At 70.6% G+C, this 725-nt stretch carries 1 protein-coding gene; it reads left to right on the top strand.

All coding sequences use genetic code 11. The features are described from left to right. On the top strand, positions 1 to 725 hold a 725-nt coding region (locus tag ACFE77_RS09900; RefSeq protein WP_375421503.1), incomplete at both ends, for a helicase-related protein.

The following is a 725-nucleotide window of genomic DNA, read 5'->3' as shown; positions in this document are numbered from 1 at the left end:
GGTCGTGGTCGATGAGGAGCAGCGCTTCGGCGCCGCCGACAAGGAACGGCTGCGCTCGCTGGGCGCGGGGCACACGCTGACGCTGTCGGCGACGCCGATCCCGCGCACCTTGCAGACTGCACTGGTCGGCTTGCAGCAATTGTCGGTGATCGCGACGCCGCCGGCGCGGCGCCAACCGATCCGTACCGCGGTCGCGGTGTTCGACCGGGATCTCGTCCGTGCGGCGTTGCTGCGCGAGAAGAGCCGCGGCGGGCAAAGCTTCGTGGTGGTGCCGCGGATCGAGGACATGACGAAGCTCGCCGAGCAGCTGGCGCAGATCGTGCCCGAACTCGAGCTGCTCCAGGCGCATGGCAAGATGCCGGCCGCGGAGATCGACGAAGCGATGGTGCGGTTCGGCCGCGGCGAAGGCGACGTGCTGCTGGCGACCAACATCATCGAAGCCGGGCTCGACGTACCGCGCGCCAACACGATGATCCTGTGGCGCGCGGACCGGTTTGGCCTGTCGCAACTCCACCAGCTTCGCGGGCGGGTCGGGCGCGGCAGTCGGCGCGGCCAGGTGCTCCTGCTGACCGCGGGCGATGCAGAGATCGCGCCGCGCACGCTTAAACGATTGCGGACGCTGGAGGCGTTCGACCGCCTTGGCGCGGGCTTTGCGATCGCGGCGCGCGATCTCGACATGCGCGGCGCGGGGGACCTGCTCGGCGAGGCGCAGGCGGGGCACATGA

This window comes from uncultured Sphingomonas sp. (genome assembly GCF_964243315.1).
Taxonomy (GTDB): Bacteria; Pseudomonadota; Alphaproteobacteria; order Sphingomonadales; family Sphingomonadaceae; genus Sphingomonas.
The sequence above is the reverse complement of the archived record's forward strand: the minus strand, read 5'-3'. Positions and strand labels throughout refer to the sequence as shown.